The following is a 4,411-nucleotide window of genomic DNA, read 5'->3' as shown; positions in this document are numbered from 1 at the left end:
CGGAGAGCCGGATGTGGGAAAACCACAAGTCCGGTTCGATGAGGGGACGGCCCCGCAAGGGGCCTCCTACTCTACCGATTTTGCGTATCACCTCAGTCGGTATTTGGGCCAATATCTCCCAGCCCGACGCGGGGCCAGTCCCCTCACCGTGCAATCGTACCGGGATACCTTCGCGCTGTTTCTGCAATTCTGTGCAGCGGTCGATCACATTGTTCCGGAGAAGCTGGTCTTGGACATGGTGACCGTCGACCGAATTGAGACGTTTCTCGGATGGTTGGAAGCGGCGCGGCACTCTTCTGTGGCCACCCGGAACCAGCGGATGGCGGCACTCCATGCGTTTGTCCGCTACATGGAAACAGCCGTCCCGGAGCGGCTGCATCAGTGGCAACAAATCCTGGCGATGCCCCGAAAACGCCAACCGCAGGCGGTGATGAGCTATTTCACCTTGGACGGCGTTCGTGCCGTCCTCGCTATGCCGAATCCAGCGACCCGGGCGGGTCGCCGCGACTTGGTGCTGCTCAGCGTGCTGTATGATACCGGGGCGCGGGTGCAAGAACTGGCCGACTTGCGTGCCCACGACGTTCGATTGGCGCCACCGGCCACGATTCAGCTCACGGGCAAAGGCCGCAAATCGCGGATCGTTCCCTTAATGACCGCCACCGCAGCCTTGCTCGGACAATATCTGGCGGAAGCAGGGTTGGACGATCCCGCGCGAGGGCCTCATCCGCTGTTTCCGAACCGCTCCGGGGAGAAGCTCACGCGCGCGGGCATTACCTTTGTTGTCAAGAAGTACGTGGATCAAGCTCGGGCTCAGCATCCGGAGGGAATCCCGGTCACGGTGTCGCCCCATGTTTTCCGGCACAGCAAGGCCATGCATCTGTTGCAAGCGGGCGTGAACTTGGTGTACATCCGGGATTTGTTGGGCCATGTCAGCATCAGTACCACGGAAGTGTATGCGCGCGCCGACAGTGAGATGAAGCGGCGCGCTTTGGAAGCGGCTTACCCGACCGAGGCCTCGGTCACCATGCCACCGTGGCAGGGCAACACCGAACTCCTCGTGTGGCTGAAATCACTGGGCCATTAAGTCGCGATCTCGTTATGCCAAGCTCCGGACCCGCAGGAACTCCGTGCCAAGCGGGTCCGAGCGTTTTACTTTCCATAACGCGCAGCTTGCCATAACCTTTGTTATGAGAAGCTTCACATAAGAAAGGCAAGGTCGAGCGGTTCAACCGCGTGGTGGACGATTTCTTGGCCGAAGCGGCCTTAGAACGCCCGCAGACCTTGCAGCGTCTGAATGAGCTCTTTCAGGCCTGGCTCACGGAGTGCTACCAAACGCGAGTCCATAGTGCTGTACCCGACCATCCGAGTCCTGAAGCGGCCTTCCGCGCCGATCCAGAGCCCTTACGCTGGGTATCGGTCGACGACCTGGCTGCCGCCTTTCGCCGGGTCGACACCCGGAAGGTGGACAAAGCGGGCTGCATCAGCTTTCTGGGACAAAAATACGAGGTGGGATTGGCGTGGCTCGGGCAGACCGTCGATGTCGTCTATGATCCGCAAAGTCCCGAAGACCTTACCATCGAAGTCGCGGGGCATACGCCCTGGACGGTCCATCCGCTAGTCATCGGAGAACACGCGGGCCGGCGGCCCGCCTTACCCGATCATTTGGGACCGACCCCCGCCACCCAGTCTCGGGTCTTGCGCGCCGCCGAGGAGCGTAGCCAACGGGAAGACGGGGAGCCCACACCGGCCGTGTCATATCGCAATTGGGCTGACGAAGGGGGCACGTCCCATGTTTGAGCAGTTTTTCAACATGACCGCGACCCCGTTCACCCGGGACGTGCCGCCGGAGACCTGTTACCAGTCGCCGGCCGGAGCAGAAGTCTTGGGACGGCTCGTCTATGCCGCCCAACGGCAATGGTTTGCCGTCGTCACCGGAGATTGTGGGGTGGGCAAGAGCACCACCATCCGTCGCCTCACGGCGACGCTCGACAGCGCCACGTATAAAGTGCTGTATGTTGCCGATTCCAAGCTGACGCCCCGTCATTTTTACAAAGGCTTGTTAGAACAACTGGGGTATGAAGCGAAGTTCTATCGCGGGGATGCCAAGCGCCAACTCCATCGGGAAATTGAAATCCTCCGCGGCGTCCATGGTCTGCATCCCGTGGTCGTCGTCGATGAAGCGCATTTATTAGACCGCGAGATGTTGGAGGAGGTCCGGTTCTTGCTTAATGTCCAGATGGACTCGCAGAGTCCGCTGGCCTTAATCCTGGTGGGCCAAACCGAACTGTGGGATCGCCTCAGCCTCCAAGCCTATGCTGCCATTCGGCAACGCATCGATCTGCAGTGCAAACTGGGCCATTGGGATCGCGCCGAGGTCGCGGGATATATTGACGCGCACCTTCGCTATGCCGGCGTGGACCATGCCCTTTTTGCCGATCCCGCGATCGATGCCATTTTCCATTACTCCGGCGGCACCGCACGCCTCATCAACAAAGCGTGCACCCACAGTCTGCTGTATGCGGCCCAAAACAACCACCGCCTGGTTGACGAGAACATTGTGACGCGGGTCATCAAGGGGGAATTGGCCTGACGGCTGTGAGGGACATTCTCGGGGCCGTACGGCCCCGGGGAGTACCTCCCGAGCCTTTGGTCAAGGTCCGGCGTCAACTCCCAGACATCCAATACCGTCAGATTCCGGACGAATTAGCCTAGCTGTTACACGTAGGCTCAAAGGTTAGTTGTCCTATGCTAGAAATTAATTCCAATAGCATGGTGGCGCGGCCAACATGGGCGCATGGGGAACGGTTGTCGAATCCTAAGAAACTTTGTGTCGGGGGATGGGATAGAAAGGACTGAAATCTTCCGGGTATCGGTTATCACGCTCGCTCGTCGAACGTCTTTGATGGTAAGCGATGAACAAGATCAGGCGAGCATCTTTTGATAGCGGTCCGGCTCAGGCTGGATGGAATCTCCAGCACCGTGTTTCGCGAAAAGTTATGCTGGGTGGATATCCTTCAACTATGATAGGGATCAGGGGTGCCGGTTAGAGGATGACCGCACCAAGGAGCCCGCGGATACCCCTCGGAGGAGGCCGGGTAATGGATTCGAATCGGCAACAGGCGGGTCATGGGCGGCACTATGAGGGGCATTTGGCGGGCCGTTCGGGATGGCTTCGCGCTGCCGTGCTCGGGGCCGATGATGGGTTAGTGTCGGTATCGAGCATTGTCATCGGTGTCTCCGCTAGTGGGGCGCCGGCGGGACTGGTGCTCGCCGGCGGCATCGCCGGCTTGGTGGCCGGTGCCATGTCGATGGCGGCCGGGGAATATGTCTCGGTGAGCGCTCAACGGGATGTGGAAGCCGCTGACCGGGCACGAGAAGAAGCGGAATTGGCCGAGGATCCGGAAGGGGAACTCGAAGAACTGGCGGCGCTCTATCGAGCCCGGGGGCTCCCGCGTGCATTGGCCCAGCAAGTGGCTGAGGCTCTACACGCGGTCGACCCCCTGGAAGCTCACCTGCGAGATGAAATTGGCCAACAAATGGAAACGGCCGCCCGCCCCTGGCAGGCGGCGGGCGCGTCGGCGGTCAGTTTCTTGTTGGGGGGAATCATTCCCTTTCTAGGCCTCCTGGTATCGGGTTCATTCACGCGGGTGGTGGCGATCGTGGTGGTCACCCTGATGGGGCTGCTGGTCTCGGGCATCATGAGCGCACGCCTTGCGGGCACCCCGCTTGGCCGTCCCACACTGCGGTTGGTGTTAGGTGGCGGATTGGCCATGCTGGCGACCGGTCTCGTAGGTCGCTTGGTCCACCTCTTTATCAAATGAGCGGAGGCCCAGGTTATTCCTGGACCTCCCACGAAACGTTTTGTCCTTCTCCTCCCCGTTCCTAAAATCCTCATGCCAGGGGACTTTCACGCGATGTCTTTGAAAGTCAGTATCGCTTGATCGCGATGGGCATTCTTGGCCATTGCATTCCTGAGACAGCAGTGAGACATTGATTCCAGAAAACGTTGTCTGGGGGTGGCGTGATGACGCTTCGTGATGTGGCTCGTCATTGCAATGTCTCGATTAGCACCGTATCTCGGGTGCTTAATGGCACGTCCACGGTCAAACCGGAAATTGCTGAGCGGGTACGAAAGGCCGCGGCGGAACTGAGACATACGCCGAATATGGCCGACCGACAATTGCGATTGCATGTCGACCCCGAATTCGGCCCCGATTTTTCCACGCGCCAGGCGGATCACAGTCTCGAAAAGCGGGCCATCTCCTCTTGAGCGGCTTCGTCAGACCACCCTGTTAACCATGTGGGGGGCTATTTGGCACAATCATGCCCACAACTGCTAGCAGCTTGTGTGCGTAGTCGGTCCGCGATGCCGTCGCTCCGCATGTAGAGTAGCCCGTTAACTCGACCCTCA

Annotated in this window: 5 protein-coding genes; all 5 read left to right on the top strand. The window is 59.7% G+C overall.

Going from position 1 to position 4,411, the window contains the following annotated elements; all coding sequences use genetic code 11:
* The first annotated feature begins 13 nt into the window (after positions 1–13).
* Positions 14–1,084, top strand: a complete 1,071-nt coding sequence (locus HIJ39_RS21670; protein ID WP_169103123.1) for a tyrosine-type recombinase/integrase — start codon at positions 14–16, stop codon at positions 1,082–1,084.
* 149 nt (positions 1,085–1,233) lie between these two features.
* Entirely contained in the window at positions 1,234–1,797 is a 564-nt protein-coding gene (locus HIJ39_RS21665; protein WP_169103122.1) for a Mu transposase C-terminal domain-containing protein, read from the top strand.
* Entirely contained in the window at positions 1,790–2,590 is an 801-nt protein-coding gene (locus tag HIJ39_RS21660; protein WP_169103121.1) for an ExeA family protein, read from the top strand. Before HIJ39_RS21665 ends, HIJ39_RS21660 begins: the two co-directional genes overlap by 8 nt.
* Before the next feature lie 508 nt (positions 2,591–3,098).
* A complete protein-coding gene (locus HIJ39_RS21655; RefSeq protein ID WP_169103120.1) occupies positions 3,099–3,821 on the top strand; it encodes a VIT1/CCC1 transporter family protein in 723 nt (240 codons plus the stop codon).
* Between the two features lie 203 nt (positions 3,822–4,024).
* Entirely contained in the window at positions 4,025–4,270 is a 246-nt protein-coding gene (locus HIJ39_RS21650; RefSeq protein ID WP_169103119.1) for a LacI family DNA-binding transcriptional regulator, read from the top strand.
* Positions 4,271–4,411 lie beyond the last annotated feature (141 nt).

Origin of the sequence: Sulfobacillus harzensis (assembly GCF_012933365.1) — a bacterium.
GTDB lineage: Bacteria > Bacillota > Sulfobacillia > Sulfobacillales > Sulfobacillaceae > Sulfobacillus_B > Sulfobacillus_B harzensis.
The sequence above is the reverse complement of the archived record's forward strand: the minus strand, read 5'-3'. Positions and strand labels throughout refer to the sequence as shown.

Excerpts from the sequence above, each read along its gene's own strand:
- HIJ39_RS21660 (WP_169103121.1), top strand. The coding sequence starts at position 1,790 with ATGTTTGAGCAGTTTTTCAACATGACCGCGACCCCGTTCACCCGGGAC.
- HIJ39_RS21655 (WP_169103120.1), top strand. The coding sequence starts at position 3,099 with ATGGATTCGAATCGGCAACAGGCGGGTCATGGGCGGCACTATGAGGGG.
- HIJ39_RS21650 (WP_169103119.1), top strand. The coding sequence starts at position 4,025 with ATGACGCTTCGTGATGTGGCTCGTCATTGCAATGTCTCGATTAGCACC.